We start from the raw sequence: 23,282 nt of genomic DNA on the forward strand, positions 1-23,282 counted from the left end.
ATGCGACAGCGCACCATCGGCGGCACCTCCGTCGGCGCGATCGGCCTCGGCGCGATGCCGCTCTCCGTCGAGGGCCGCCCGGACGAGGACGCCGCGCTCGCCACCCTGAACGCCGCGCTCGACGCGGGTGTCACCCTGCTCGACACCGCCGACTCCTACCACTGGCATGCCGGCGAACTCGGCCACAACGAACGGCTGGTGGCCCGCGCCCTGGCCGCCCGTCCGGCCGCCGACCGCGCGGCCGTGCTGGTCGCCACCAAGGGCGGCCGGGGCCGGCCCGGTGACGGCTCCTGGACGGTCGACGGCCGGCCCGAGCACCTCCGACGGGCCGCGGAGGGCTCCCTGCGCCGGCTCGGCGTCGAGGCCATCGGCCTCTACCAGCTGCACAAGCCCGACCCGCTGGTGCCGTGGGCCGAGTCGGTGGGCGTCCTGCGCGACCTGCTGGATGCCGGGAAGATCCGCGCGGCCGGGATCTCCAACGTCGACGAGGAGCAGATCCTGACGGCCCGGGAGATCCTCGGCGACGGCCTGGTCTCGGTGCAGAACCGGTTCTCCCCCGCGGTCCGCGCCGCCGAACCGGAGCTGCGGCTCTGCGAACGGCTCGGCCTGGCCTTCCTGCCCTGGAGCCCGCTCGGCGGCCTGTCCCGCAGTGTGCTGGACGACCCCGAGGACACCACCGTCGGGCAGAGCGCCTTCCACCGGATCGCCGCCGACCGCGGTGTCTCACCCCAGCAGGTCGGCCTCGCCTGGCTGCTCGCCCTCTCCCCCACCGTCGTCCCGATCCCCGGCGCCCGGCGCCCCGCATCGATCCGCGACTCCGCCGCCGCTGCCGGGCTCGTCCTCGAACCGGCCGAACTCGCCGCCCTGGCCGAGCCGTTGGCCGACGAGACGGGGCCGGCAGGCCGGTGAGCGGCAGACTCGTGGGCGGCAGGCGGGTGGGCCGCCCCGCCCCACGGCATCCGAGGCAGGGCGGGGCGGCGCCGATGAGGTCAGTTGTTCTCCTCGGCCCGGACGATCTGGTCGATCCGGCGCTGGAGCGCGTCGGCCTCGGCACGGGCCCTCCGCGCCGCCTCGTGCTCGCCGAGCCGGTCCAGGGTGGCGGCCTTGCTCCGCAGGTCCGCCACCTCCTGCCGCATCTTCGGAAGGTCGTAGGTGACGGAACCGCGCGTGGACGGGCCGGTGGAGGCGGACTGGCCGGACCCGGTGTCGGGCTGGACGGCGCAGACCGCACTGACGCCGCCCGCGCCGAACAGCGAACCGCCGAACAGCGTGTTCAGCACGCCCTGGCAGGCGGCGGACTCCTGGGGCGTCTTCGGCCCGTTGTTGGCGGCGGCCGGCTGGGCGAGCAGGAGTGGGGCGGCCAGCAGCAGTACGGAACAGGCAGCACGGGTGGCGTACTTCAGCGACTTCGGGGTGTTCGGAGTGTTCGGGGACGTGACGGACCCTCCGGGTAGGTGATGGACGAGCGAGCCATCACTACCGGACGGTCGGTTCACGGCGGCGGATGCTCCGCCGTCCGTAGGCGTGTCAGCGAACCGTAGGCGTGTCCGCGGGCCGCAGGCCTGCCAGCAGGCCGCAGGCGCGTCAGCGGGCCGACGGGGCCGGTCAGTAGTCGTCGTCGGGATAGCCCCAGGTCACCGCCGCCTTCGCCGCCGGAGCGGTCTCGCCGACGACCCGGGCCACGGTCTCCTCGAACATCGGCCCCCAGCGGTAGAACCGGGTGATGATCAGCGGATGGCTGCTCTCGCCCGTGACGAAGAACTCGCCCTGGTCCTCCGCCCAGCCGATCGGCACCTCGTCCTCGATGCCCTCGTCCCGCAGGAGTCCGACCAGGGCGCCCAGAACGAGCTCGGCCTCCTCCCGCCCACTGAGCCCGCCGACGCTGAGATGAAGATCGATGTTGACTGACATGGGTCCGCATCGTAGCCGCCCCCACCGACAGCCCTGCGCGGGGCCGTTGCCGGTCCGCCGCCGGTCCGCCGCCGGGCAGTGGCCGGTCAGTGGCCGGTCAGTGGCCGGTCAGTAGCCGCCGAATCCGCCGTAGCTGTGCCCGCCCGTGAAGCCGCCGGTGCCGCCCATGCCGGTGCCTCCGAAGCTGGGACGGGGGCCGGAGCCCGGCGGACTCGGCGGGATCGGCTGCGGGTCGTCCTGCCTCACCGACCAGCCGTGCCTGGCCATCTCGCGCCACCACTGGGCGAAGGTGACGCGGACGCCCCGTGCCAGACACTCCTCCTCGACGGCGGCCCGGGCCGCGTCGTCCCACCGCAGGACGATCCCGGCCGCCTTCTGGGCGCGCGCCAACGCGTACAGGTCCTTCTCCAGCTCCGGCGCCGTCAGCGGCTCCTGGGAGAGCGCGGCCGGGTCCGCGGCGCCCGGATCCGCAGCAGCCGGCAGGAGGTCGGCGCGGAAGATCCGGACCCGGACCGGACCGTCGCCCTCCTCCCCGTCGTCCCCCGGCTCCTCGCCCACCGCGTACAGCCACACCCGGCGCGCGGCCACCTCCTCCAGGAGGGCGCGGCGCTGCTGCGCCTCCCGGGCCCGGGCCAGCTCGGCCGCCTGCCGCACCGCTCGCTGCTCCGCCAGGCGCCGGTCGATCTCCTCCCGGACAGGCCGGTAGGCCTCGGTCGCGCGCTGCACCTCCGTCAGGAAGGCGCGCTGGGCGGCTTCCGACCGTTCGACGGCCCGCTGCTTCCAGCCGGGCCAGTGACGCGGGGCGGGGATGGTGTTCCAGGCCCCGGTGCCCTTCTCCAGGTCGAACGTCGCGCCGCGGCCGCCGTGCGCCCGGTACAGCACCTCCAGCGCACGGGAGACGGCGGCCAGGAAGGCGCTCTCCGCTTCGCTCCACCGCTCGCGCTCGGCCTCGGAGCAGGCGACCGCCTCGCCCCAGTTGCCCTTGATCCGGTAGACCTCGACCTGCTCCGGCAGCTCCACCGAGGCGACCGGCTCGAACGCCCCTCCGCACCGCTTCGTCGCATGGAGCCGCACGTTGTCCTGGTGGACCTTGACCTCGGTGACCGCCACTGCGCCGACCTCCCGCCAGCCGATTCAACCGTCACCCACCATAACGGCGCGACCACCGTCCGCGTCAGCCCCTGGCACCGGGTCCGTCCGGCCCCGGGGGCGGGGTCGGACGGCAAGCCACGGGCACCGGGGGCGGGCACGACCGGTTCCGGCACCGTCGGGACGGTGGTGTTGCCGCGCCGGCCGGCGGCAGTGTCATCAGGGCCGGCCCCTCCCCCGCCCCTGGGATCGGCAGCGCGCGGACGGACGTCAGGCCGGTCCCGGCGCCCGGGGAGGTCCGGGTGCTGCTCCGGCCGGTCGGGGGCGTGCGGTTGACCGTCGCGCGCTCCGCGGTGAACGGTCACGCCTCGTACGGGCACCTCGACTTCGAGCACCATCCGACGAGGGCCGATGCCACGGCCACGCCGTGACCTGGTCCGTGGACCACGCCGGCGGTGCCGGGAGTCGCCGGCCGCCCAGGCAGCGCGCGGCGGGCCGCCCCGTCCTGGCTGCCACGCCCGGGGCGGGGAGCAGGCCCCCGCCCGGGGCGCGTCGTCAGCCCTCGCCGCAGGAGGCTCCCGGCGAGGCCAGGACCTTCGCCGCGCAGGCGTGCCCGCGGGCGGCGGCGGCCCGCAGGTCGCCGTCGGCGAGGTAGCCGGCCAGGAAGCCGGCGGCGAACGCGTCGCCGGCGCCGGTGAGGTCACGGACCTCGGCGACCGGCGGGACGGGCACGGCGAAGGGCTCCTCCCCGGGGGCGTCCACCACCGTCGCCTGCGCACCCGACTTGGTGACGACCGTGGTGGCCGCCAGCCGCGCCCGCCCGGGACCGGGCCTGCCGTCGGCCAGCAGGCCGAGGAAGGCGGACTCCTCCCGGTTGGCGAACAGCAGGGTGGGCGCCAACCCGGCGGCGAGGGCGAGGAACCGCTCGCGGCCGAAGCGGCCGAGCATCCCGGTCGAGGAGGCGTCGAGCGAGGTGGTGCCGCCCGCCCGGTGGACCCGCCGGAGAGCGTCGACGGCGGCGGCGGCGACCGGTTCCCCGTCGAAGGAGTAGGCCGGCACGTGCAGGTGGGCCAGCCCCTCCAGCCAGGCGTCCGGGACGGTGTCGAGCAGTGTCGCCGCGCCCCGGTCGGGGAGCATGGTCCGCTCGCCGGCCTGGTCGATCAGCACCACGATGCTCCCGGTCTGACCCTTCCGCACGACCCTCACATCGACGCCGTGGCCAGCCAGTTCGGCGACGACGCCGTCCCCGGCCGGGTCGTCCCCGACGCAGCCGAGGAAGCGCGCCGGGCACTGGCCGGCGGCGAAGCCCGCGACGTTGGCCGCGCTGCCGCCGCGCCGCCGGAAGACCCGGGCGCTGGAGTCGGTGCCGTGCCGCAGCGGGCCGTCCACCCAGACGACGATGTCCTCCACGAGGTCGCCGAGCACGCCGAGTACCCCGCCCACGGGGCTAGGCCTCGCTTCGCAGGGCGGCGAGCGCGGTCGCGATCTGCCCGCCGAGCCGGACGTTGCCCCGGTAGACCTCGACGTTGACGTCCAGGCTGCGCCCCTGGGTGTCGCGCTGGATGAAGTCGAGCAGGAATGGCGTCGACGCGTTGCCGGTGACGCCCTGTCGCTCGGCCTCGGCCCAGGCGCGGGCGAGCAGGGCGTCGAGCTCCTGCGGCGGCAGCTGCTTGGCGGGGTCGACCGGGTTGGCGATCAGCACGGCCTGCGGCAGCTCCAGGCCGTCCCGGGCCGCGATCACCCGGGCGGCCTCCTCGGGCGAGTCGACGCGGTAGTTGATCCGGTGGCCGGAGTCGGTGACGTAGAAGCCCGGGTACTGGTGCGTCCGGTAGCCGATGACGGGGATGTTGAGCGTCTCGAACCGCTCCAGCGTCGCCCGGATGTCGAGGATCGACTTGACGCCCGCGCTGATGACGGTGACGGGCGTGGCGGCCAGCGTGGTCATGTCGGCCGACTCGTCGAAGGTCTCGGACGCCCCGAAGTGCACGCCGCCGAGGCCGCCGGTGGAGAACACCGGGATGCCCGCCCGGTGGGCGAGGAAGGCGGTGGCGGCGACGGTCGTCCCGCCGTGCCGGCCGAGCGCGGCGACCAGCGGCAGGTCGCGCAGGCTCGCCTTGTCGAGGTCGTCCGCCTCGGACAGCTCCTTGATCTGGTCCGCGCCGAGTCCGACCGTGGGCACCCCGGCGTACACGCCGATCGTGGCCGGGACGACCCCGGCGGCCCGCAACTGCTCCTCCGCCTCCAGCGCGACCTCCAGATTGCGGGGCCGGGGCAGCCCGTGCGTGAAGATGGTCGATTCCAGGGCGACGACGGGGGCTCCGGCGGCAACGGCCTGGGCAACCTCGTCGGAGATGCGGACGGGCAGTGCGGTCATGGCACGGGCTCTCTCTGCGATGCCACCACGGTGTGGCAACTCGGACCCAGCCTAGAGACGGGTCGCATAGGCATCCAGAATGAGTCCTGGGCCTTCTCATAGGCTGCTGGCTATGGGTTTCACCTTGCGTCAGCTCGAAGTCTTCCTCGCGGTGGCCGGCACGCTGCACTTCGGCCGCGCCGCCGAGCGCCTGCACATCTCCCAGCCGACGGTCAGCCAGGAGGTGGCCCGGCTCGAACGGACCGTCGGCGTGGAGCTCTTCGACCGCAGCCGGCGGGCGGTGCGGCTGACCCCGGCCGGCGAGGTGATGGCCGCCGAGTCGGCCCGGCTCCTCGAACAGGCCGGCTCCCTGCTCGCCCGGGTGCGGCTGCACGAGGAGTCACGGATGGGGACGGCCCGGATCGTCGCCTCCCCCAGCGTCATGAACCGCCTGCTGCCGGCCGTGGTCAGCCGGGCCGAGCGCGAGCTCCCGGCGCTGGAGCCGGCCGAACTGGCCGTCGACACCGGCCACGTGTCGACGACGCTGGCCGCGGAGCTGGCCGACATCGGGCTCGGCCGCTTCCTGGAGGACGTGCCCGGCTACCGGCGGGAGAAGCTCGCCGACGAGCCGGTGCGGGTGGCGGTCAGCCGGCGCCACCCCCTCGCCGGGCGGGACGGCATCCACCTGCACGAGCTGCGCGACCTGCCGCTGCTGCTCTGGTCGCGGGAGCAGCACCCGCGGTACTACGACCACGTGCTCGGCCTCTGCTCGGCGCGCGGCGTCGAACCGCCGGTCCTGGTCAGCCCGCCGCGGATCGTCGGCTCGCGGCTCTACCTGCTCGCGCAGAACCGCGCGTTCTCGCTCGTCCCCGCCTCGATGGCCGGGCACCTGACCGAGGAGGTGGTCACCGTCCGCCTCGCGGACCGGGCCACCCTGCCGCTTGAGATGCAGTGGCGGCTGGACGACGAGCGGCCCCGGCTCGCCGCCCTGCGCGAGCTGATCCGGCAGGAGGCTGCCGCCCTCGGGTCCGGCTGAGCCGCCGTTCCCGGGGTCGGCGAGCCAGGCCGGCCCCGAGCGCGGCGCGCCGGGCCGCGGAGCGTCAGAACCGCAGCGTCCAGCTCTTGATGGCACCGGACCAGAGTCCGTAGACGTCGGTCGCCCGCAGCCGCCAGACGCCGTCGGCGGTGCACGCCGAGGCGTCGACGCCGAAGATCCCGGTGATCCCCGAGCCGCCGTCCCAGATCCGCTCCTCGCGCAGCAGGAACACCGTGCCGTTCGGTGCCACCAGCTCGACCCGCAGGTCACCGCGCCAGCCGTGCTCGATGTCGACCTGGATCTCCAGGTCCTTCGGTGCCTTGCCGGACACCCCGGAGACGGTGACCGGCGACTCGAAGGCGGCCTTGCCGTCGATGACCACCGGGGTGGTGCCGGCGAACAGCGGGCCGCGCGGCCGGTTGGCCACCGTGCCCGTGTAGAGCAGCCGGTCGGGCGAGCCCGGCCCCGCATCGACCACCGAGCCGGTGGTGGCCGCGGCGGTCAGCGCGGCGGCCACCTGGGCGGGTGTGGCGCCCGGGTGGTCCGACAGGTAGAGCGCGGCGGCCCCCGCCACGTGCGGGGACGCCATCGAGGTGCCCGACATGGAGAGCCCGAAGCCGCCGTAGTCGCTCCAGTTCGCCGTGGAGACGATGTCCACGCCGGGCGCGAAGAGGTCCACCAGCGGGCCGTAGTTGGAGAAGGACGCCTGCCTGTCGTCCGGGTCGGTGGCCCCGACGGTGAGGGCGGTGGGCACCCGGGCCGGCGAGTGCTCGGCCGCGTCGACGCTTCCGTTCCCCGCCGCCACCGCGTAGGTGAGGCCGGTGGCGATCGAGTTGGCCACCGCCGCGTCCAGCACCGGGTCCGGGTCGCCGCCCAGGCTCATGTTGACGACGGCGGGCTTGGCGGCGTGCTGCGTCACCCAGTCGATGCCCGCCACGACCTGCTCGGTCGTGCCCTCGCCGTCGTCGTTCAGGACCCTGACGGCGACGATCTTCGCCGACTTCGCGACCCCGAACACGCTGCTCGCCACCGTCCCCGCCACGTGCGTGCCGTGACCGTGGCCGTCCTCGGCCACGTTGTCCCCGTCGATGGCGTCGTAGCCGTACGAGGCCCGCCCGTCGAACTCCTCCTGGGTGACCCGCACTCCGGTGTCGATGATGTACGCGGTGACGCCGCGCCCCGCCGAGTCCGGGTAGGTGTACCGGTTGTCGAGCGGGAACCGGCGCTGGTCGATCCGGTCCAGGCCCCACGAGTCGGGTGCGGACTGGACGCCGTCCAGCCGGACCCGCCGGTTCTGCGAGACCAGGGCCACGGACGGGTCGGCGGCCAGCCGCCGGGCGTCCCGCGCGGAGAGCTCGGCGGAGAAGCCCTTCAACGCCGCGTCGTACGTATGCCGCACCTTGCCGCCGTAGGCGCGGGCGAGGCCCTGCGCCCCGCCCGCGACCGACCGGGCGGCGGCGGCCTGCGGCTTGAGCACGACGAGGTAGCTGCCCGGTACGGCGTTCGCGGATCCGGCGCCCTGGACCGCCCCCTCCGGCGTGGCGGCCGACGCGGGGAACACTCCGCCGACGCCGACGCACAGACCTGCGGTCACGCCGAGTACCGCGCAGATGCGGCCGAAACCTTGCCTCGGACTCATGGTCCCCCCTTTGGAATTCCCCTGGGGACCAGATTGACGGTTCGTCAAATAGCTTTCAATACAAGGGTATTGTCGTCTTCCGGACAAATGACGGACGGCCGGGTGGCCGGGTCCGCACCGCCGCCCACCGCTGCACAGCGGTGGCGCGGACGTCCACAAGGGGCGCGCGCCACGGCGTTCGCCACCGGAACCGTGCGCGCGGACCACAACCGCACCCACGGACGGCACGTTTGCATGCGCGTGAACCGCTTCATCCGAATCGCCCACCGCACCCGCCGACTCGCCGCCCATACGGGCACCGCCCTGGCACACGGAGCCCGCGCCCTCGTCGCCGCCGTCGTCCGCCTCGACGCCCGTGTCGAGGCCGCCGTGCGCTCCTGGACCCGGCCGCTCACGACCCGCCTGGGCGGTCTGCTGCGCCGTCTCGCCGCCGCCAACTGCAGCGACGCGCTGAGTCGCAGCCTCTCCTGCCGCGCCCGGGAACGCTCCCAGGACGACGGCTAGCCCGGCCGGACAGGGTTTCCGGGACGCCCCCCGCTGGAGATGATGCACCGCCGCGCCCGACCTGAGCCCCCTCGCCCCGTGGCTCGCGGCCGGACCCCGCCGACAGCCGTGCGCCCCGGAACACCGCCCGTGCGGACGGGCGGTGTTCCGGGGCGCAGCCGTGTCAGGCCTGGCAGAGCCCCTTCGTCCAGTCCACGGTCGCGGTGGCCTGCGAGTACTTCCACTCCGGGGCGAGCAGGTCGCGGTCGAGCTGGCCCGCCGCCGTCCTGTCCTCGACGACGTAGCCGAAGTCCTGGAGCCAGGCCGGATAGAGGTTCTTCGACCCGATGTAGAACGCCGAGCCGTCGACCGCGACCAGCTTGTGGTGCAGCGCGTACGGGTGGCCGTCCGCCCAGGTGGCGGTGGGCGCGGCGCGGAAGGTGGCGAGCTGGAGGTTGCCGCAGAGCGCGGCGCCGGCCTTGGCCTGGTCGCCGGTGAGGGCGGTCAGCCTGGCCTTCAGGACGTCGCTGATCTCGGCGAGCGACTTGATCTGCGAGTAGCCGCCGCTGCCGATGGTGCCGCGGTTGGCCGGGTCGCTGACCACGATCCGCACCTTCACGCCGGCGGCCAGCTTGGCGGCCAGCGCCTCGTACAGGCGGGAGTCGTAGCGGGGCAGCGGCGGGCAGGTGCCGTTCATGTCCTGCTGGGAGATCTCGATGTGGTCGGTCGCGCTGGAGACGAGCGCCCGCAGGGCGTTCTCCTCCGGGTTGACCGTCTCGTAGTCGCGGTCGGCGTTGGTGTTGTCGTGCAGGGTGAGCGGGCTGCACTTGGCGTCGGCCGCGCCGGGAACGGGGCCGGGCCGGTAGGCGGAGGTGGGGTCGTTGGCCTTGATGCCGACGCCGAGGCCGCCGACGGCGATCACCGGGACGGTGCCGGTGGCGGCCGGGGCGGGGTTGAGGTCCCGCTCCATCGAGGGGCTGCACGCGCCGCCGTTGGAGGAGGCGAACCAGGCGTTGTCGAACACTCCGGTGTGACCGCAGGTCCAGTCCCAGAGGGTGTCCAGGTAGCTCGCGGCCGAGCCGGCGGCGGGCCCGGTCAGCGCCAGGTCGACGTCCGAGACGGGGTGCGCGGTGTCGAGGTAGTCGTCCTTCCACCCGTTGATGCCGCCGGCGACGACGCTGCGGCCGTCGACCACCAGCAGCTTGGAGTGGTTCCAGGAGAACGCGGTGCGGGAGGTGGTCATCGACGCCACGTTCAGGGTGACCGAGCCGGCCGCGGGGCCGAGCTTGGCGATCAGCTCGTCCCGGTAGCGGGACGGCAGCACGTTGGCGTTGTAGACGGGCGCGGCGCCGACCATGATCCGCACCTGGAGGCGGTGGCCGGCCGCCACCGAGGCCTTGAGGCCCTCGACCAGGGCGTCCTGGAAGCCGCCGTTGGGGAACGGCGCGAGGGTGGAGACGTCGACGGTCCGGGTGGCGGCGGCGACGTCCGCCTTCATCCGGGCCAGCAGCGCGCGGGTGCCCGGGCGGTCGGCGCAGGCGGCGTCGCCCCAGCAGCCGGGCGTCTGGAGCAGCCAGCCGGCCGGGTTGTCGGCGGAGGCGTTCAGGCTGTTGCCCTCGGTCCGCTGCCAGACCGTGCCCGCCAGGCCGGGCGCCACCTCGCGCAGGGCTTGCTCGACCGCGTCGAGGTGGGCGGTGCCGCCCTCGCCGCCGACGACGGTGCCGGCGGCGGTGTCCGCGTGGGCCGGCAGGGACGAGGCGACGGTGAGCAGGGTGGTGGCTGCGGCGGCGGCCAGGGCCGACCGCACGAGGCGGCCGGACCGGCGGGACCAGGGGAGGTGCACGTGTGGTTCCTTCGAGAAGTGACGGGTGGTTCACCCGTGGGACGACCCGAGATTACCTGAAAGTAACTTGATGTCGAATCTGCGCATGACAATCAGTCACCGGGCCGGAACCCCACCCGCCGTCCGACCCCCGCCGATCGGCAGGGCCACCCGACAGGTGATCCTGACGGCGCGCCAGGCCGCACCGCACACCCGGACGCCGTACCGTCGGCCCATGTCCCTCGGCCTGCTCTCGGCCCTCCTGGCCGCGCTGCTCACCGGTTCCGCCACCGTCCTCCAGGCGGTCGGCGCCCGCCGGGCCGCCGCCGGCCACCGCGCGGGCGACGCGGCCGCGCTGACCGGCGCACTCCGTCAGTGGCCGTTCCTGCTGGGCGTCGGGATGGACATGCTCGGCTTCGCCGCCGAACTCGTCGCCCTGGAACGGCTGCCGCTCTACGAGGTCGAGGCCGTCCTGGCCTCCGCGCTCGCCGTGACCGCCGTCGGGGCCTCCCGCGTCCTGCGGGTACGGCTGCGCCGCAGCGAGTGGACCGGGGTGGCCGCCGTCTGCGTCGGACTCTGCGTGCTCGCGCTCACCGCCGGGCGGGACGGCAGCGGCCGGGGCGACACCGCGATGCGCGTCGGCGTGCTGCTGGTCGCGGTGGTCCTGACGGTCGCGGGCCGGCTGGTGGTCCGGTTCGCCGGCCGGCGCCGTGCCCCGCTGCTCGGACTGGTGGCGGGCCTCCAGTTCGGGGTGGTCGGCGTCGCGGTGCGGGTGCTTCCCGAGCCGCGCCTGCCGCAGCTGCTCGCCGAACCCTCGGCGTACGCGATCGCCGTGGCCGGCCTGGGCGGCTTCACCGCGCTGACCTGGGCGATGCAGAGCGGCTCGGTCACGGCCGCCACGGCGGCGATGGTCCTCGGCGAGACACTGGGCCCGGCCGTCGTCGGGGTGCTCGTGCTCGGCGACCACACCCGGCACGACGCGACACCGCTCGCGGTCACCGGCTTCGCGACCGCGGTCATCGGCGCACTGACCCTGGCCCGCTTCGGCGACGCCGAACAGCCCGCCGCGGCCCCGGCGCACTGACCCCGCCTCGGCCTCCTGATCCCCTGCCGTTGACGGAAGTTGACGATCCGTCACCCGTGGACCGGTGGGCGAGGTGAAGGGTGCGGGGGCGACCGGTCACACCGGCACCCGGCACGGCCTCCACCACCGGCCGCGGCGGCCGCCGGCAGCCCGGGAGCCGGCCGTCCCCGGGCACGGCCGCGGCGGCCGCGCCCGGGGCCCTCGCCCACGGCTCAGGCGCCGTGGCCGCCCAGGACCTCGCCGACCAGGTCGCGGGCCTCGGCCTGCACGCGGGCCAGGTGCTCGTCGCCCCGGAACGACTCGGCGTAGATCTTGTAGACGTCCTCGGTACCCGACGGGCGGGCGGCGAACCAGGCGTTCTCGGTGCAGACCTTGATGCCGCCGATGGCCGCACCGTTGCCCGGCGCCTCGGTGAGGACGGCCGTGATCGGCTCCCCGGCCAGCTCGCCGGCCTTGACCTGCTCCGGCGAGAGGCGGCCCAGCAGCGCCTTCTGCTCGCGGTCGGCCGGCGCGTCCACACGGGCGTAGGAGGGCGCACCGTGCCGGTCGGTCAGGTCGCGGTAGTACTCGCTGGGCGTGCGGCCGGTCACCGCGGTGATCTCGGAGGCCAGCAGGGCGAGCAGGATGCCGTCCTTGTCCGTCGTCCAGACCCCGCCGTCGCGGCGCAGGAAGGACGCCCCGGCGGACTCCTCGCCGCCGAACGCGATCGAGCCCTCCAACAGCCCGTCGACGAACCACTTGAAGCCGACCGGCACCTCGACCAGGTCGCGCTTGAGGTCGGCCGCCACCCGGTCCAGCATCGAGGAGGAGACCAGCGTCTTTCCCACCGCCGCGTCCGCCGGCCAGTCGGCACGGTGGCGGTACAGGTAGTCGACGGCCACCGCCAGGTAGTGGTTCGGGTTCATCAGGCCGTCGGGGGTGACGATGCCGTGCCGGTCGGCGTCGGCGTCGTTGCCGGTCGCGATCGCGTACTCGTCCCGGCGGCCGATCAGCGAGGCCATCGCGGCGGGCGAGGAGCAGTCCATCCGGATCTTGCCGTCCCAGTCCAGCGTCATGAAGCGCCAGGTCGGGTCCGTGACCGGGTTGACGACGGTCAGGTCGAGGCGGTGCGTCTCGGCGATCCGCCCCCAGTAGGCGACGGACGCCCCGCCCAGCGGGTCCGCGCCGATCCGCAGTCCGGCCGCCCGGATCGCGTCCACGTCCAGGACCGAGACGAGGTCCTCGGTGTAGGTGGTGAGGAAGTCGTACCGGCCGGTGGTCGCGGCGGTCAGCGCGCGGGCGTACGGGACGCGCTTGACGCCGCGCAGGCCGTCCCGGATCAGAACGTTGGCCCGGTCCTGGATCCAGCCGGTGGCGTCGGAGCCGGCCGGGCCGCCGCTCGGCGGGTTGTACTTGAAGCCGCCGTCACGCGGCGGGTTGTGCGAGGGCGTGACCACGATGCCGTCGGCGAGCGCCTGCGGGCTGCGCCGGTTGTGCGCCAGGATCGCGTGCGAGACGGCCGGGGTGGGGGTGTAGCCGTCGGCGCTGTCCAGCAGCACGGTGACGCCGTTGGCGGCCAGCACCTCGACGGCGGTCACCCGGGCCGGCTCGGACAGCGCGTGGGTGTCCGCGCCCAGGAACAGCGGGCCGGTGACGCCCTGCGCGGCCCGGTACTCGCAGATCGCCTGGGTGGTCGCGGCGATGTGGTCGTCGTTGAAGGCCGCGTCGAGCGAGGAGCCCCGGTGGCCCGAGGTGCCGAAGGCCACGCGCTGGCCCGGCTCCTCCGGGTCCGGGTGCAGGGCGTAGTACGCCGTCACCAGCCGCGCCACGTCCACCAGGTCGTCCGGCTGCGCAAGCTGACCGGCCCGTGCGTGTGCCATACGTGTCTCCCACCAGTCCCTGTCCGTACGCCGGCCCCGCCGGCCCGGCGCTTCCTTGCCCCGTGCTCACCGATCGTAACCAGAACACGACCGATGGCCGTACCCGGGCACTCGGCGGGTACGGCTCACAGCGGCCGGGACCGGGGTGGAGACGGACGTGGGGACGGACGTGGGGACGGTGACGGGACCGGGGTGGGGCCGGTTCAGGCGGGCAGCTGCTCGCGGAAGGCGTCGAGGGCGGGCGCGGTGGTGGTGGCGACGAACTCCGTCACCGTGTACTCGGCCAGCCCGGCCCGCGTGAACGGGTCGGTGCGGGTGATCTCCTCGATCGTCGCCCGGTCGGCGCCCGCGGCGAGGATGACACCCCCGTCCCGGGGCACCTTGCGGCCCGAGGCGAGGAAGGTGCCGGCCGCGTAGTGCTCCTTCAGCCACTCCACGTGCTCGGCGAGCACGGCGTCGATACGGTCCAGCGGCGCGGTGTAGGTCAGCTCCAGAACGAACATGCGGCCCAGGCTATCCGCACGCCCCGAGCCGCCGTCAGCCGCCCGGCTGCCGCGGGATTTTACCGAACGGTCGACCAACCGGGTCCGCCGCGCGGCTAGCGTTCGAGGCATCCCCGGACAGCAGGCGCGGGCAAGGCCGCGCAGGAAGAGGTGTGCCATGAACCGGACCGACGACCGATCCCGCGCCGGGACCGACGACCGGACCGACGCCGGGACCGCGACCGCGGGCGGAGCCGCGAGCAACGACCGGATCGACGTCCCCGCAGCCGCGGCGGCGCTGCCCCTCGCGTGGAACTCGCGGGTCCTGGGCCGGGTGGGCCCGACGGCGGTCAAGGTGCTGCGGATGGACGGGCTGCCGGTCGCGGAGGAGCGGCACGGCCACACCGAGGTGCTGCTCGTCCTCGACGGCCGGCTGGAGCTGGTCGTGGACGGCGCCGATGTGCCGCTGGGGCCGGGCGGGATGTACGTCGTCCCGGCGGGCGTCCCGCACGCCGTGGCGGCGGGGAGCCGGGGCACCCTGGTGATCGTGGAGGCGGCCGACTGAACCGGTGCGGCAGCGTGTCAGGCTCAATCATGCCCGGTCAGCGGCCGTTCCGGTAGGACTCAGCACACGTCCGTTTCTCCTTGCCCCGGCACCGCCCCGGCCCGCAGACTCGTCCGCATCCACTCCCCCGGCCCCGTGCCGGCACCCGTCCGCGGGCGCCGTCGCGCACGTCGTGCTGCCCAGCCGGCCGAGAGGAGTCGACGGATCAAGGGGGAATCAGGGCATGAACGGTGTGAACCAGGACGCGGTACTGCGGGCCCGGATGCTGCTGCTCACCACCGACCGGCGGGTGCTGCGCGGGCCGAACGCGCTGTCCGTCTACCGGCTGCTGACCGCGGTCGCGCCCGAGGTGTACGGGTCCAAGCTGGCCTACGTGCTGGTTGAGGCGGCCGGCTCCCCGGCGGTGCGTGAACTGCCGGACGCCCGGTGGGCGTTGCTGGAGGAGGCGGTCGCGGTGGCGGAGGCGCTGGAGCCGCGGAACCCGTTCCGGGCGAAGGTGCTCGCCCGGGCGCTGGCGGCCCGCCGGGCGCTGTGACCCGGCCCCGCCCCGCCCCCGGACCGGCCCGGGGGCGGGGCCGCCATCCCGTCAACGAGCCGGAGCTTCGCCAGGCCGGCATCACCTCGACAGGGCCGCGACCCGGCCGGTGCCGACAGCCGAGCACGGCCCCGTGTCACCCGGGGCACCCGGGTCGGCGCCCGCCGGGGAGCCCGCCGGGCCGCGCCGTGAGATCGTCAGCCCATGGAACAGCGCGTACTGGGCCGCACCGGCCGGCCCGTCTCGGTGGTGGGACTCGGCACCTGGCAGCTCGGCGCCGACTGGGGTGACGTCCGCGAGGAGGACGCCCTGGCGGTGCTGGACGCCTCCGTCGAGGCCGGCGTCACCCTCTTCGACACCGCCGACGTCTACGGCGACGGGCGCAGCGAGCAGCTGATCGGCCGGTACCTGAAGGGGCGTCCGGATGCGGAGGTGTTCGTCGCCACCAAGTTCGGCCGGCGGGCGGAGCAGCGACCGGAACACTACCGGCTCGACAACTTCCGCGCCTGGGCCGACCGTTCGCGGGCCAACCTGGGCGTCGAGCGGCTCGACCTGGTGCAGCTGCACTGCCCGCCGACGCCGGTGTACTCCGCCGACGAGGTCTTCGACGCGCTCGACACCCTGGTCGCCGACCAGCGCATCGCCGCGTACGGGGTCAGCGTGGAGACGTGCGCGGAAGCGCTGACGGCGATCGCCCGGCCGGGTGTCGCCAGCGTGCAGATCATCCTCAACGCGTTCCGGCTGAAGCCGCTGGAGCGGGTGCTGCCGGCGGCGGCCGCGGCCGGGGTGGGCATCCTGGCCAGGGTGCCGCTGGCCTCCGGGCTGCTCTCGGGCCGGTACACCGCGCGGACCACGTTCGCCGCGGACGACCACCGCACCTACAACCGCCACGGCGAGGCCTTCGACCAGGGCGAGACCTTCTCCGGGGTGGACTTCGCGACGGGTGTCGAGGCCGCCGCCGCGTTCGCCGCGCTCAGCCCCGAGGGCGCCACGCCGGCCCAGACGGCGCTGCGCTGGATCATCCAGCAGCTGGGCGTCACCACCGTCATCCCCGGCGCCCGCGACACCGGGCAGGCCCGCGCGAACGCGGCCGCCGCCGGCCTGCCACCGCTGCCGGACGCCACCCTGGCGGCGATCCGCGAGCTGTACGACGACCGCATCCGGCCGCTCGTGCACGACCGCTGGTGACCGCGAGCCCCCGTACCGCTGCGCGGCCCACCGTTGGGGCCCGCCGGATGGTGGCCCGCCCGGTCCTCGCCCACTCTGGTGGGCATGGGTAGCAAGCAGTGGGTTCCCGCGGTGGTGCACTGCCGTCCGGGCCAGGTGACGGGGGCGGAAACGGCCGCGGCGCACGTCGCCGGCGAGGTCCGCGTCACCGGCCGCTGGGTGAGGATCCGTACCGGCCACGGCGAAGCGGAGACCTGGATCTCCGCCGCCGCGGTCCAGCGCATCGTGTGGGGGGAGGCGCCGCCCGACGACTGAGCACGGCCGCCCGGGCACCGCCCGGGTGCACCGGAGGAGACCCGGCCCGGCCGGTTCAGGCCAGGGCAGGCCCCGGCACGGGTGGCTCAGGCCAGGGCGTGCGTGAGGGCCGATGTCCAGTTCGCGAGGGCGCGGCGGGCCAGTCGGCTGTCGGGGGCGTAGCCCTCGAACAGGTGGAACGCTCCCGGTACGACGTGCAGCTCGGTGTGGACGCCGGCGGTCATGAGCCGCCGTCCGTACTCCATCGCCTCGTCCCGGAGGGCGTCGGCCTGGCAGATCTCGACGTACGCCGGGGGCAGGCCGGCGAGGTCCTGCGCACGGGCGGGGGCCGCGTACTGGTCGGCGGCGGCGGAACCGAGGTCCAGCACAGGGCGGCGCAGCATCGACGGTGGCGCGACGAATACCGGGACCTCCGCGCCCGGCTCGACCCGGACACCACGGCCCGCACCCGGCTGCTGACACTCGGCATCGCGCACGAGCAAGGCTATGTCGCGTTCTGGGAGGCGCTGGCGGCCGACCCGGAGGGGACCGGCGAGCCGGGGCCGGAGGGGACCGGCGAGCCGGGGCCGGAGCCAGGGAGCCCGTAGCCGGGCGGAGCCCGCTCGGGTTTGCAGCACGGCACCGCGTCACCCGCCCATGACCCGCCCCGCCCGGCCCCCGAACCGCCCCCGGGGGCGGGGCGATTGCGTGTGTACGCGCCGACTGCGGTACAACACTGCAAATATGACGATTGATCGGAGAGATCTGTAATGAGCAAGTCAGCCCTGCCACGTCGCGGCCTGCTCGTGGGGGCGGCGGCCACGGTCATCGGGTGGAACACCGCCGGGCGTTCCTGGGCCGTCGCCCCCTCCGAGCGGACGGCCGAGGGGGTCGAGGCCGCCGGGGCCGGGGGTGCCGAGGAAACCGGCGCCTTCGCCGCGCTGCCGCGGCTGGACGGCACCGTCGTCGTCGATCCCGGCACGCTCGCCCGCTTCGGGGGCGACTTCGGGCACCTGGTCACCGCCGCGCCCAGGGCCGTCCTGCGCCCCGGGTCGGTGAACGACGTCGCCGCGGTCGTGGGCTTCGCCCGGCGGCACCGCATCCCCGTCGCGATGAACGGCCAGAGCGGCACCGGCACGGCCGCCGAGCTGGAGTCGCACTCCAGCTACGGGCAGGCCACCGCGCCCGGCGGCATCGCCGTCGACGCCCGCGGCCTGGACCGGATCGTCGCCGTCACCCCCGGCCGGGCCGTGGTGGAGGCCGGCGTCACCTGGGCTCAGCTGACCGACGCCGCGCTCGCCCAGGGGTGGATGCCGCCCTGCCTGACGGACTATCTGCACCTGTCCGTCGGCGGGACGCTGAGCGTGGGCGGGATCGGTGGCGCCGTGCAGCGGTTCGGGCTCCAGGCGGACAGCGTCGAGTCGGTCGACGTGGTCACCGGCACCGGGCAGCTGGTCACCGCCTCCCCCACCGCCAACCGGGAGCTGTTCGAGGCGGTGCTGGCCAGCGGCGGCCAGGCCGGGATCATCGTCCGCGCCACCCTGCGCCTGGTCCGGGCCCGCGAACGGGCGCTGGTGTTCAACCTGTTCTACGACGACCTGGGCCTCTACCTGGCGGACCAGGAGCGGCTGATGGCCGAGCAGCGCTTCGACCTCCAGGTCGGCGACGTCGCCCGCAACGCCGCCGGCACCGGCTGGCGCTACAAGGCGGAGCTCGTCGCCCACTACGACGGCACCGCCGCGCCCGACCGCGAGGCCCTGCTGCGCGGGCTGCGCTGCAACCCCGCCGAGACCACCGTGGTGGACCAGACCGCGCGCGAGTACGCGTTCCGGGTGGACGGCTTCGCCGACTACCTGAAGGCGGCCGGCCTCTGGGGCCTGCCGAAGCCGTGGATGAGCCTCTTCCTGCCCGCCTCGACCACCGAGACGTTCGTGCGCGAGGCCGAGGCGCTGCTGACGCCCGAGGACCTGGGCGCCGGGCTGCTGCTCTTCTACCCCTTCCGGACCGACCGGTTCACCCGCCCGATGGCCGTGATGCCGGCCGAGCCCGTCGGCTGGCACTTCGACCTGCTCTCCTTCCCCACGCCCGGCACCGACCACGCCGCCGCCCTCCGCCGCAACCGACGGCTGTACGACCGGGCCGTGGCACTCGGCGGCAAGCGGTACATCATCGGCGCGATCCCGGACATGACCCGCACCGACTGGCGGCGCCACTACGGCACCCGCTGGGCCGACGCGGTGGCCGCCAAGCGACGCTACGACCCGGCGGGCATCCTGACCCCGGGCCAGGGCATCCACGCCTGACATCCGTGAGGATGCAGACGGCTCCGCCCGGAGGTCCGACCCTCCGCCCGACCGATGCTCCGGCCCTTTCGGCCCCGAGCCCGCGGGATGGCTGCGCCTCACCTGGTGGTACGCGAAGAGCGGATCTCGGCCGAGATCCGCTCTTCGCGTTTGCGGGCGGGGCCGCGGGTCAGGTGCGGGCGGGGGTGGCGGACAGGGTGATGACGCGGTCGAAGTGGGCGTCGAGGTGTTCGTCGCCGTGGTGGACGACGAGGAGGCCACGGCCGGTGGTGCGTTCCTTGAGGGTGCGGAGCACCAGTTCCCGGCCGTTCTCGTCGAGGTTGGCGAAGGGCTCGTCGACGAGGTAGAGGTCGGCGTCCTCGCACAGGAGAGCGGCCACCCCGACCCTCTGGCGCTGGCCGGAGGACAGCTCCGAGGGGAGCTGGTCGGCCAGGGCGTTGAGGCCCATCGAGGTGCGCAGCCGCTCGTCGGCGACCAGTGCGCGCACCGGCAGCGGGGGCAGGTTCACCGGGGCGGTCAGGCTCGCCACCCGGGGCGGCAGCGCGACCAGGCCGGCGTCGGGGGCGAGCGTGCCCGAGAGGATGTGGAGCAGCGTGGTCTTGCCGCAGCCGTTGGGGCCCCGGAGCAGGAGGTGCTCACCGGCGCGCAGGTCGAAGTCGTCGATCGCCAGGGTGACGTCGTCGCCGTACTGGACCCGGGCGCCGTGGACCAGGACGGCCGGGCCTTCGTCGTGGTAGGGGGTCGTGCGGGAGCCGCGCAGGGTCTGGATCCGCTTGAGCACGGCGGTGCTCCGGCGGGCCTGCGGGATCATGTTGATGAGCTCGAAGATCCCGGTGACGGCCCTCCAGAGCGAGTTCACGAAGGCGAGGAAGCTGCCGAAGGACATCCGTCCGGCGAAGACGAAGTAGGCCCCGATCACCATCGAAGCGGTGTCCGACAGGTTCATCACCAGGTCGCTCAGGGTGTTCTGCTTCTGGGCCAGCCGGTAGTTGACGAAGGTGATGCCGAGGTAGCCGTCCAGTGCCTGACGGTTCACCTCCCGGGTGCCGGGCAGCAGCTTCGGCAGGCCTCTCAGCGCGTGGAAGGCCTCCAGGGTGCGGCTCAGCCGGTTGATGTACCCGGCCTCCGCGTCGCGTTCGGGCTCGGTGTTGTCCTCGATCCGCTTGGCGATGGCGTTGCTCACGACCACCAGCGGCGGCACGATGACGAGCAGGATGAGACTGGCCTGCCAGGACAGGTAGAGCAGCACCCCGACGAAGGCGAGGGACGACACCGCCTGCTTGGCGATGCGGATGGCGATGGCGATGGCGGGCAGGACGCCCTCGTACACGTCGTTGTGCACCCGGCTGACGTAGGAGGCGTTTCCCGCCTCGGACAGCCGCCGGCTGTCCTGGCCGAGCGCGCGGTCCAGCAGCTCCAGTTCGAGTTCGAGCACGAGCGCGTTCTCGAAGCGCTTGCGCCAGCAGCCGATCCAGTAGCCCCCGAGGTTGAGGACGAGGCCGAGCACCAGGTAGCCGGCGCCGAGCAGGAGGAACCGGCGGAAGTTCCCGGCCAGGATCGCCTGGTCGAACAGCGCCTTGAGCAGCAGCGGGTGCAGGACGGCCTCGGCCCCGCCGGTGACCATGACGGCGGCCGCGATCACCCCGAAGCGGGCCCGGTGTCCGTGCAGGAGGCGCCAGAGTTCCTTCACCGCGACACCTCGTCCAGGAGGAAGTCGGCCGTGCCGCCGTGGTTCACGCGGTGGAGGACCCGCAGCACGCCGGCCGATCCGGTCAGGTAGTCGGTGGAGCAGCGCAGCAGCCCCTCGCCGGGTACGCCCAGGGGCGCCACGCCGTCGCGCCGCGGTATCCCGAAGCGCTCGTCGGGCTCGAACAGGAACACCTTCCGGACGAAGTCGAGCTGTCGCAGGGCGGTGTCCCGGTAGGAGGTGTCGCCGGTGATGGCGGCGGCGTCCAGCATGGCGTCGGCGATCCCGGACATGCCGAACCCGTACCCGGGCAGCACCGACTGGGCGACGTCCACCGCGCGCAGGACGGTCCGCGCGTCGTCCAGCTCGCCGTAGCGCAGCAGCACCTGGGCGACGCCCGCCGAGCCCACCTCGACGTACGGCTCCATGGTGCCGCCGAAGTTGAACATGATCAGGCCGTCGTCGTCGCCGAGGGGTTCGGCGTGGTCCATCTCCCAGGCCAGCGCGCCGCGTCCGAGCCGCAGGCAGCGTTCGTCGCCGGTGACCTGGTACATCCGCAGCAGGAACACGGCGACGCCCGCCTGGCCGAAGCCCAGGCCGGTCAGCGGCCCGTCGGCGGAGAACTCGTTCAGCCAGTAGACGTGCCGGCCGTCCTGCTTCGCGGAGTCGCACAGCGCCCGCGCGCACTCCCTGGCCGCGGCGAGGTCGCGTTCGGCGTGGCTGCGCAGGTAGAAGTGCAGGTTCGTCATGCCGAGGCCGGCGAGGCCGTAGTAGAAGGTGTGGTCGCCGGTCTCCGGGGCGCGCCGGTTGGCGTGTGCCAGCAGTTCCCGGGCGTGGCTGCGGAGTCCGAGCGAGTCGGCGGCCCAGGCGATGCCGGCCAGGCCGTTCATGAGGCCGTCCGGGTACTGGGCCACGTCGATGCCGGTCAGCCTGTCCTGCAGCCAGTGGCGCCAGGCGGGCCGGACCGGGATGCCGGAGGCGTTCAGCGCCCACAGGACGCCGCTCGCCCCGAAGCCGAGGCTCAGCGGGTTGGTGACGTGCGCGAACGGGTCCACCGGGAAGAGGGTGTCCCGGTCGGTGTCGGCGGCGGCCTCGACGAAGGCGGCGACGCCGGCCCCGACCTCGGCCAGCCCGAGCGTCGACTCGACGACCGGCCGTGGCGGTGCGGGCCGGACCTGGCCGACCAGCTCGGTCTCCTGCTCCAGGAACTCCAGGACCTCGACGAGCGTGATCCGCGCCTGCGACAGGTCCATCAGCAGCTCGTGGATCCGCGCCGGCCAGCCCAGGCCGTCGGTGAAGACCCGGTAGAGGCCGAGCACCTCCGGGCGCAGGAAGGACATCGCGGCGATCGGGAAGACGAAGTACGCCATGGTGTTGGCCAGGGCGTGGAGGTCGTCCTCCGGTACGGGCGCGCCGGAGCCGCTCCGGGAGTGGCTGAACCCGGGTGTGTAGAGCTCGACCGGCTTCTCCAGGTGCCCGTCCGCCCCGTCGGGCCCGGCCAGCCTGCACGACTCCAGGTCGATGACGGTGACCTCGAAGGTGTCGGGGTCGACGAGCAGGTTCGAGGCGGACAGGTCGCCGAGGATCACGTTGCGTTCGTGCGCGGCCCGGACGGCGCGCGCGAGTCCGCGGAAGACGGCGAGGAAGATCCGCAGGAACTCCCGCGACCCCTCGGCGGTGATCACCGGCCGGGCGAGCGGGTTGCGTTCGAGCAGGACCGAGCGGATGTCGGTGCCCTCGACGAACTCCTCGGCGATGAAGTGGTGCTCCCAGTGGCTGAAGGTGACGATCGGGGCCGGGAAGCAGCCGGCGTCGGCCAGCCGGTTCAGGAAGGTCCACTCCCGGGCGAGGATGTCCACGGCGTCGTGGTCCTGGCGCGGGTTGGGGTTGGTGTGCGGGCGGGCCTCCTTGAGGATCACCTTCCGGTCGCCGCGCGCGGTGTCCTCGGCGGTGTAGACCCCGCCGGAGTTGGAGAACTGGATGGCCCCGGTCACCCGGAAGCGGCCGCCGAGCAGCTCCTCGTCGTCGGCGTCCTCCTCGGGCTTCCAGTCGTCGAACGGCCAGGGCTGCCACGATGGTTGGGCGAACCCGGGGCGCCGGTCGTCGGCGACCTCGCCGTCCGGTCCGGCGATCCGCGGCAGCCGCCGGCCCAGGATGTCGAGGGTGTGGGTGGCGAGGAACTGGCCGTACCGGAAGTAGAGCGACCTGGAGTCCCGGTAGCGCAGGTCGGAGAGCACGTACGCGCCCTCGGAGCCGTCCAGCAGGCGGGCCAGATCGGCCAGGCACGACCGGAACTCGTCGTCGTCGCGCGGGTAGACCGTGACGAGCTTGCCGCCACTGCCCCGGGTCATGCCCTTGGAGTTGAGCATCTCGAAGATGTTGAGATCGAGGGCGATCTTGAAGTCGATCCGCTTCCCGGTCAGGTAGGCGACCACGGAGGCGGCGACCTCACGCACGTTGTGCCGGCTCGCCGACACGTGGATCTTCCAGCCCTGGGCCGGCAGGTCCGGGTTGTGCCGGTGGCTCCACCAGATCCCGCTGCGGACGAAGCGCGCCCGGTGCCGCTCGTCCAGCGTCGCGAGGAAGTGGTCGGGCCTCGGCTCGTAGTAGACATCGAGTGGGTCGAAGAACAGTGTGTCGTTCCACGCGTAAAGGAATCGGTGGACCCATCGTTCGTCGCGCATGTCCGCCTCTGTGTGGTCGTTCGGGTGTGCCGCCGGGAGGACGGCGGGTGAGCCGGGAACGGCCCGTGCGGGGTGCCCGGTCCCCGCACGGGCCGCCGTCGGGTCAGTCCTTGACCGGCGGCTTGGTCGGCTCCTTGCAGCAGTCGCTGGAGCTGCTGCTCAGGCTGAGCACGGCGGTCCTGGCCGGGCTCATGACCGGCTGCAGGTTCTGGAGCTTGAGAACGCTCACGGGGATCAACTCCTCAGTGGTCCGTGGGAAGCGGGGAACGACGGGCGGCGGGCGGAGATG

The 23,282-nt window shown here is 74.0% G+C and carries 22 protein-coding genes; 9 read left to right on the forward strand and 13 right to left on the reverse strand.

Annotated elements, in window-relative coordinates; all coding sequences use genetic code 11:
- The gene (locus tag C2142_RS00905) at positions 1–909 is read left to right on the forward strand and encodes an aldo/keto reductase (protein WP_148640601.1); all 909 of its coding nucleotides are present in this window, start codon (positions 1–3) and stop codon (positions 907–909) included.
- An 80-nt stretch (positions 910–989) separates the two neighbouring features.
- Here C2142_RS00905 and C2142_RS00910 read toward each other — a convergent pair whose 3' ends face one another.
- From C2142_RS00910 to C2142_RS00930, 5 genes are all read right to left on the reverse strand, one after another.
- Positions 990–1,496 (reverse strand): hypothetical protein, encoded by a 507-nt coding sequence (locus tag C2142_RS00910; RefSeq protein WP_148640602.1) that lies wholly within the window; start codon positions 1,494–1,496, stop codon positions 990–992.
- Between the two features lie 109 nt (positions 1,497–1,605).
- Positions 1,606–1,911 (reverse strand): hypothetical protein, encoded by a 306-nt coding sequence (locus tag C2142_RS00915; RefSeq protein WP_148640603.1) that lies wholly within the window; start codon positions 1,909–1,911, stop codon positions 1,606–1,608.
- 108 nt (positions 1,912–2,019) lie between these two features.
- The gene (locus tag C2142_RS00920) at positions 2,020–3,021 is read right to left on the reverse strand and encodes a hypothetical protein (protein ID WP_148640604.1); all 1,002 of its coding nucleotides are present in this window, start codon (positions 3,019–3,021) and stop codon (positions 2,020–2,022) included.
- Positions 3,022–3,555: 534 nt separating this feature from the next.
- Positions 3,556–4,443, reverse strand: coding sequence for a PfkB family carbohydrate kinase (locus C2142_RS00925; protein WP_148640605.1), 888 nt, complete (start codon positions 4,441–4,443; stop codon positions 3,556–3,558).
- A 4-nt stretch (positions 4,444–4,447) separates the two neighbouring features.
- Positions 4,448–5,374, reverse strand: coding sequence for a pseudouridine-5'-phosphate glycosidase (locus C2142_RS00930; protein ID WP_148640606.1), 927 nt, complete (start codon positions 5,372–5,374; stop codon positions 4,448–4,450).
- Between the two features lie 112 nt (positions 5,375–5,486).
- Here C2142_RS00930 and C2142_RS00935 point away from each other — a divergent pair, with 112 nt between their 5' ends.
- A complete protein-coding gene (locus C2142_RS00935; RefSeq protein ID WP_162002368.1) occupies positions 5,487–6,389 on the forward strand; it encodes a LysR substrate-binding domain-containing protein in 903 nt (300 codons plus the stop codon).
- A 64-nt stretch (positions 6,390–6,453) separates the two neighbouring features.
- Here the strand turns inward: C2142_RS00935 and C2142_RS00940 are convergent, their stop codons facing one another.
- On the reverse strand, positions 6,454–8,028 hold the full coding sequence (locus C2142_RS00940) for a S8 family peptidase (protein ID WP_148640608.1): 1,575 nt from the start codon (positions 8,026–8,028) through the stop codon (positions 6,454–6,456).
- 234 nt (positions 8,029–8,262) lie between these two features.
- Here C2142_RS00940 and C2142_RS00945 point away from each other — a divergent pair, with 234 nt between their 5' ends.
- Positions 8,263–8,532: a hypothetical protein gene (locus C2142_RS00945; protein ID WP_148640609.1), complete on the forward strand. Its 270-nt coding sequence runs from the start codon at positions 8,263–8,265 to the stop codon at positions 8,530–8,532.
- 163 nt (positions 8,533–8,695) lie between these two features.
- Here the strand turns inward: C2142_RS00945 and C2142_RS00950 are convergent, their stop codons facing one another.
- Positions 8,696–10,354, reverse strand: coding sequence for a phospholipase D-like domain-containing protein (locus C2142_RS00950; protein WP_148640610.1), 1,659 nt, complete (start codon positions 10,352–10,354; stop codon positions 8,696–8,698).
- Positions 10,355–10,568: 214 nt separating this feature from the next.
- Here C2142_RS00950 and C2142_RS00955 point away from each other — a divergent pair, with 214 nt between their 5' ends.
- Positions 10,569–11,417 carry a hypothetical protein gene (locus C2142_RS00955; RefSeq protein WP_148640611.1) on the forward strand — a complete coding sequence of 283 codons (849 nt, stop codon included), beginning with the start codon at positions 10,569–10,571 and terminating at the stop codon, positions 11,415–11,417.
- A gap of 212 nt (positions 11,418–11,629) precedes the next feature.
- Here C2142_RS00955 and pgm read toward each other — a convergent pair whose 3' ends face one another.
- Positions 11,630–13,276 carry a phosphoglucomutase (alpha-D-glucose-1,6-bisphosphate-dependent) gene (gene pgm, locus C2142_RS00960; RefSeq protein WP_148640612.1) on the reverse strand — a complete coding sequence of 549 codons (1,647 nt, stop codon included), beginning with the start codon at positions 13,274–13,276 and terminating at the stop codon, positions 11,630–11,632.
- 203 nt (positions 13,277–13,479) lie between these two features.
- Positions 13,480–13,779 (reverse strand): YciI family protein, encoded by a 300-nt coding sequence (locus C2142_RS00965; protein WP_148640613.1) that lies wholly within the window; start codon positions 13,777–13,779, stop codon positions 13,480–13,482.
- A gap of 250 nt (positions 13,780–14,029) precedes the next feature.
- On the opposite strand from C2142_RS00965, the gene C2142_RS00970 reads away from it, so the two are divergent.
- From C2142_RS00970 to C2142_RS00985, 4 genes are all read left to right on the forward strand, one after another.
- Entirely contained in the window at positions 14,030–14,323 is a 294-nt protein-coding gene (locus C2142_RS00970; RefSeq protein WP_241003096.1) for a cupin domain-containing protein, read from the forward strand.
- A gap of 223 nt (positions 14,324–14,546) precedes the next feature.
- Complete coding sequence (locus C2142_RS00975) at positions 14,547–14,858, forward strand: hypothetical protein (RefSeq protein ID WP_241002301.1); 312 nt, start codon at positions 14,547–14,549, stop codon at positions 14,856–14,858.
- Positions 14,859–15,062: 204 nt separating this feature from the next.
- Entirely contained in the window at positions 15,063–16,046 is a 984-nt protein-coding gene (locus tag C2142_RS00980; RefSeq protein WP_148640615.1) for an aldo/keto reductase, read from the forward strand.
- An 84-nt stretch (positions 16,047–16,130) separates the two neighbouring features.
- Positions 16,131–16,340, forward strand: a complete 210-nt coding sequence (locus C2142_RS00985; RefSeq protein ID WP_148640616.1) for a hypothetical protein — start codon at positions 16,131–16,133, stop codon at positions 16,338–16,340.
- Positions 16,341–16,426: 86 nt separating this feature from the next.
- Here C2142_RS00985 and C2142_RS00990 read toward each other — a convergent pair whose 3' ends face one another.
- The gene (locus C2142_RS00990; RefSeq protein ID WP_241002302.1) at positions 16,427–16,816 is read right to left on the reverse strand and encodes an alpha/beta hydrolase fold domain-containing protein; all 390 of its coding nucleotides are present in this window, start codon (positions 16,814–16,816) and stop codon (positions 16,427–16,429) included.
- Between the two features lie 273 nt (positions 16,817–17,089).
- On the opposite strand from C2142_RS00990, the gene C2142_RS00995 reads away from it, so the two are divergent.
- The gene (locus tag C2142_RS00995) at positions 17,090–18,622 is read left to right on the forward strand and encodes an FAD-binding protein (RefSeq protein WP_148640617.1); all 1,533 of its coding nucleotides are present in this window, start codon (positions 17,090–17,092) and stop codon (positions 18,620–18,622) included.
- A gap of 169 nt (positions 18,623–18,791) precedes the next feature.
- Here C2142_RS00995 and C2142_RS01000 read toward each other — a convergent pair whose 3' ends face one another.
- The 3 genes from C2142_RS01000 to C2142_RS01010 all read right to left on the reverse strand — a co-directional run bounded on the left by C2142_RS01000 (position 18,792) and on the right by C2142_RS01010 (position 23,222).
- Positions 18,792–20,312 carry an ABC transporter ATP-binding protein/permease gene (locus tag C2142_RS01000; RefSeq protein ID WP_148640618.1) on the reverse strand — a complete coding sequence of 507 codons (1,521 nt, stop codon included), beginning with the start codon at positions 20,310–20,312 and terminating at the stop codon, positions 18,792–18,794.
- Complete coding sequence (gene lanKC, locus C2142_RS01005) at positions 20,309–22,993, reverse strand: class III lanthionine synthetase LanKC (protein ID WP_148640619.1); 2,685 nt, start codon at positions 22,991–22,993, stop codon at positions 20,309–20,311. Before lanKC ends, C2142_RS01000 begins: the two co-directional genes overlap by 4 nt.
- A gap of 103 nt (positions 22,994–23,096) precedes the next feature.
- Complete coding sequence (locus C2142_RS01010; protein ID WP_194235742.1) at positions 23,097–23,222, reverse strand: class III lanthipeptide; 126 nt, start codon at positions 23,220–23,222, stop codon at positions 23,097–23,099.
- Positions 23,223–23,282 lie beyond the last annotated feature (60 nt).

This window comes from Streptomyces sp. CB01881 (genome assembly GCF_002953255.1).
In the GTDB taxonomy this organism is placed as follows: Bacteria; Actinomycetota; Actinomycetes; order Streptomycetales; family Streptomycetaceae; genus Kitasatospora.